Annotated in this window: 3 protein-coding genes; 2 read left to right on the top strand and 1 reads right to left on the bottom strand. The window is 70.3% G+C overall.

Annotated features, from left to right (window positions below):
* The coding region (locus BZL64_RS14660; RefSeq protein ID WP_143663134.1) for an aldehyde dehydrogenase family protein at nt 1-800 on the top strand (800 nt) is incomplete at its 5' end.
* Nucleotides 801-964: 164 nt separating this feature from the next.
* Entirely contained in the window at nt 965-2707 is a 1743-nt protein-coding gene (locus tag BZL64_RS14655; protein ID WP_208639441.1) for a GMC family oxidoreductase N-terminal domain-containing protein, read from the top strand.
* A gap of 89 nt (nt 2708-2796) precedes the next feature.
* On the opposite strand, the gene BZL64_RS14650 is transcribed toward BZL64_RS14655, so the two are convergent.
* Nucleotides 2797-3762, bottom strand: coding sequence for an LAETG motif-containing sortase-dependent surface protein (locus tag BZL64_RS14650; protein ID WP_244205335.1), 966 nt, complete (start codon nt 3760-3762; stop codon nt 2797-2799).
* Nucleotides 3763-3767: the final 5 nt, after the last annotated feature.

Genomic DNA, 3767 nt, shown 5'->3' with positions numbered 1-3767 from the left:
CCCTCGAACTCGGCGGCAAGAACGCCATGCTGGTCCTCGCCGACGCCGACGTGGAGAAGGCCGCCGCCGGAGCGGTCCGCGCCTGCTTCTCCTCCGCAGGCCAGCTGTGCATCTCCATCGAGCGGCTGTACGTCCACGAGTCGATCGCCGACGCCTTCCTGGAGCGCTTCGCCGCCCGCACGAAGGCCATGCGCCTCGGCACCTCCCTCGCGTACGGCGCCGACATGGGTTCCCTCGTCGGGGAACGCCAGTTGGAGACCGTGTCCCGGCATGTCGAGGAGGCCGTCGCCAAGGGCGCCAAGGTCGTCGCGGGCGGGGTCGCCCGCCCAGACGTCGGCCCGTACTTCTTCGAGCCGACGATCCTCGACGGTGTGACGGAGCCGATGTCGGTCTGCGGCGAGGAGACCTTCGGCCCCGTCGTCTCCATCTACCGCTTCACCACGGACGACGAGGCGGTCGACCTCGCCAACTCCACGCCGTACGGCCTGAACTCCTCCGTCTGGACGAAGGACGGCAGCCGCGGCCGTGCGGTCGCCGCCCGCCTGCGCACCGGCACCGTCAACGTCAACGAGGGCTACGCGCCCGCCTACGGCAGTGTCCAGTCGCCCATGGGCGGCATGAAGGACTCCGGCCTCGGCCGGCGCCACGGTTCCGAGGGCATCCTCAAGTACACGGAGGCCCAGACGGTGGCGCAGCAGCGGCTGCTGCCGATGGCGCCGGCCCTGGGGATGAGCGACGAGAAGTACGCGGAGTTCATGAGCCGCAGCCTGCGCCTGATGAAGGCGTTCCGCTTCCGCTAGCCAGCACCCGTTCTCAATGAGGAGAGCACGTGTCACAGGAGAACTCCGCCCAGATCCGGGACGAGGACGACCCCGCCCGCCAGGACGCCGACGCCGGTGTCGACACCGGCGACACCGGCGACACGGAGGACGGCCACGACGCCTACGACTATGACGTCGTCGTCGTGGGATCCGGCTTCGGCGGTTCGGTCACCGCGCTGCGCCTCACGGAGAAGGGGTACCGGGTCGGCGTCCTGGAGGCCGGCCGCCGGTTCACCCGCGAGTCGCTCCCGAAGAACTCCTGGGACCTGAAGAACTACCTCTGGGCCCCCAAGCTCGGCATGTACGGCATCCAGCGCATCCATCTCCTCGGCAACGTCATGGTGCTGGCCGGCGCGGGCGTCGGCGGCGGCTCCCTCAACTACGCCAACACGCTGTACGTCCCGCCGAAGCCCTTCTTCGACGACCCGCAGTGGCGTCACATCACGGACTGGCAGGACGAGCTGGCCCCCTACTACGACCAGGCCAGACGCATGCTCGGGGTGCGCCTCAACCCGACGATGACCCCCTCCGACGTGCACCTCAAGGCGGCTGCCGAGCGGATGGGCGTGGGCGACACCTTCCACATGGCGCCGGTGGGCGTGTTCTTCGGGGACGGTGAGGACGCCGACGGGTCGGTCACGGCACGGCCCGGCCAGGAGGCGGCGGACCCCTACTTCGGTGGCGCGGGCCCCGCCCGCAAGGCCTGCCACGAGTGCGGCGAGTGCATGACCGGCTGCCGGCACGGCGCGAAGAACACCCTCAACGAGAACTACCTCTATCTCGCCGAGAAGGCGGGCGCCGTCGTCCACCCCCTCACCACGGTCGTCTCGGTCACCGACGACTCACGCGGCGGCTATGCGGTGGCGACCCTCCCGACCGACGACCGCCGCAGGTCCAGCGGCCGTACCTTCACGGCCCGCCGGGTCGTCCTCGCCGCCGGCACCTACGGCACCCAGACCCTGCTGCACCGCATGAAGGCGGGCCACCAGCTGCCGTACCTCTCCGACAGGCTGGGCGAGCTGACCCGCACCAACTCGGAGGCGCTGGTGGGCGCCCAGACCGACGACCGCCGCTACCGCAGGGCGACCGGACAGCCGAAGGCCGACTTCACGCGCGGGGTCGCCATCACGTCCTCGATCCATCCGGACCCCGACACCCACATCGAGCCGGTCCGCTACGGCAAGGGCTCCAACTCGATGGGCAGCCTGTCGATCCTCCAGGTGCCGTACGCGGAGGGCTCGTCGAGGGTGGCCGGCTGGCTGGCGAACGCCGCCCGCCATCCCGTCCTCGTGCTGCGCTCCCTCTCCAACCGCCGCTGGTCGGAGAAGACCATCATCGGCCTGGTCATGCAGTCCCTGGACAACTCGCTGACGACGCATCTGAAGCCGACAGGGGTGGGCAAGGGCCTGCTCACCGCGCGCCAGGGGCACGGCAGCCCCAACCCCAAGCAGATCAAGGCGGCTTCGAAGGCGGCCACAGCGATCGCCGCCGACATCAACGGCTTCGCCGGCTCCAACGTGGGCGAGCTGATGGGCACCCCGCTCACCGCCCACTTCCTCGGCGGCTGCCCGATCGGCGACTCGCGCGAGAGCGGCGTCATCGACCCGTACCACCGCCTCTACGGCCACCCCGGCATCTCGGTCGTGGACGGCGCCGCCGTCTCGGCGAACCTCGGGGTGAACCCGTCCCTGACGATCACGGCCCAGGCCGAGCGCGCCATGTCGTACTGGCCGAACAAGGGCGAGCAGGACCCGCGTCCCGCGCAGGGAGCGGCGTACGAGCGTCTGAAGCCGGTGGAGCCGCGGGACCCGGTGGTCCCGGCGGAGGCGTTCGCGGCGCTGCGGCTGCCCTTCCTGGGCATGCCGACGGTGCCGCCGAAGAAGTAGCGAGGCAGCGGAGACGGAAAAGGGACCTGCGCCCCCCTCCGAGCGCAGGTCCCTCACCTCATCCGCCGGCCTTCAGGGCCGTCGCGGTCTTAGGACTCCAGCTTGCGGCGACGCACCGCGAACACCACGCCGGCACCGGCGAGGACGGCGATGCCGCCGACGGTCCCGATGACGGGAAGCGCGGAGTTGGAGCCGGTCTCGGCCAGGTTGCCGGTGACCTCCACCGGCGTGACCTGGCTGATCTCCTTCACTCCACCGGTCTGCGGCTTGGCGTCGTTCGGCTTGCCCGCCTCCGAGCCGGCGCCGAGGATGTCGAAGAAGTAGATCCAGCCGTTCGGGTCGTCGGCGATCCAGCAGCCGCCCTCGTCGGAGTACGTGGCGAAACCGCCGGTCACGCCGAGGGAGTCCGGCACCTTGCCGCTGACGCGCAGGCGCAGCTGGTACGAGGTCGACTTGCCCGCTGCCAGCGAGAACTTGGTGAACGTGCCACCGTCGCCCGCGGCACCGGCGACGACCTTCCAGGTGCCCGTGGCCTTGTCGAGGACCTGGACGGTGATCTCGCCGGAGTATTCCTCCTCGTCGTCCCAGCCGATCGCGGCGACACCGATCAGCGGAGCGATCTCCTTGATGTCCTGGTCGCCGCTGTTGGAGACGTTGAACTTGAAGCCGACCCAGCCGCTGCCGGCGACGATCGTCTCGGGCAGGCCGGAGAGGCCGCTCGTGAGATCGGCGCTCAGCTCGCTGAGGTCGTTGCCGTCCTCGTCGACGCACAGGTCGGACTCGCCCTCCTGCGAGGGGGTCTCGTCCTCGGCGGGGTCGGTGGTCGTGTCCCCCGGCTTGGTGCCCTCTTCGCCGGCTCCGGTGCCGTCCTCACCGGGGGTGTTCTCGCCGGTGGTGTTCTCCTCACCGGTGGTGTTCCCGCTCTCCTCGCCGGTGGTGTCCTCCCCGCCGGTGGTGTTCGTGTTCTCCTCGCCGGTGGTGCCGTTCTGCTCCTCGGTGGAGGTGCCGTCGTTGTTCTCGCCGGAGGACCAGAACAGCACCTCCGGCGAGAACAACGACG

This window comes from Streptomyces bobili (assembly GCF_002154575.1).
GTDB classification, from domain to species: Bacteria; Actinomycetota; Actinomycetes; order Streptomycetales; family Streptomycetaceae; genus Streptomyces; species Streptomyces bobili.
The sequence above is the reverse complement of the archived record's forward strand: the minus strand, read 5'-3'. Positions and strand labels throughout refer to the sequence as shown.